The 892-nt window shown below is 70.2% G+C and carries 1 protein-coding gene; it reads right to left on the bottom strand.

Translation table 11 applies throughout. The annotated features are described in order from the left end of the window. On the bottom strand, positions 1-592 hold a 592-nt coding region (locus ACOADB_RS10130; RefSeq protein WP_378597840.1), incomplete at its 3' end, for a wax ester/triacylglycerol synthase domain-containing protein. Between the last annotated feature and the right edge of the window lie 300 nt (positions 593-892).

Below are 892 nucleotides of genomic sequence, written 5' to 3'. Positions count from 1 at the left end.
TGACGACCTTGCGGCTCGGCTTCACCGGTGTCTTCGAGCGCGGGACGGCCGGTACGCCCGACTGGTCGGGGCCGCGGACGCCGATCGCCCACAGCGGCAGCATGTCGCGCTGGTCGCCGTCGACCGAGAACGTACGACGAAGCAGGCGGACACCGCCGACACCGTCGATCTGGCTGTGGTGCACCTTCATGTACATCGACCAGCGGTCGCCCTCGAGGCCCTCGATGACGTGGCACTCCCACAGCGGGTAGCGGCGGTCCATCCGCGCCGAGTGCAGGCGCGAGACGAGGATGCCGAGCTCGCGCTCGCCACCGGGAGCCGGCAGCGCGGAGTGCCGGAAGTGGTAGTCGATGTCGATGGCGTCGTCGGGCAGTTGCTCCCAGCGGGGGATCGCCGATCCGTGCAGGACGTAGTTGAAGGGCGGCTGGAACTCGCGATGGGCTCGCCACCGGTCGACCAGGTCGGAGAGGTACGACGGTCCGGCGTCCTCCGGCTTCGAGAACGTCGCCAGCATGCCCACCTGCATCGGGGTCGCCACGGTCTCCATGCGGAGCCAGCCCGAGTCGTTCAGGCTGATCGCTTGCCTCTTCATCGGGTCAAACTAGCCCACCGGATCCGGGCGCGAGGCCGTGTCGCCCGGACGTCGGTCGGTTCACATACCCGGGACCTTGGTCCCGGGTGGTCCTCGTTCACGTGAATGACGGGCGCCAGCGCCACAGACTGGGGCCATGGTGCGTGGGGTCCTCGGGGCGTTGCTCGTCCTGGCGACCGCGCTGACGGGTTCGCTGACGCTGGCCATTCCGGCTGCGGACGCTGCGGTGCGCCCCACCCTGAGCGTGTCGCCCGCGCCGCCGATGGTCGGTGAGGCCGTCACCGCGCGCACCCGGTTCGC

It is taken from the genome of Nocardioides sp. CPCC 206348 (assembly GCF_048654705.1).
Lineage (GTDB): Bacteria > Actinomycetota > Actinomycetes > Propionibacteriales > Nocardioidaceae > Nocardioides.
The sequence above is the reverse complement of the archived record's forward strand: the minus strand, read 5'-3'. Positions and strand labels throughout refer to the sequence as shown.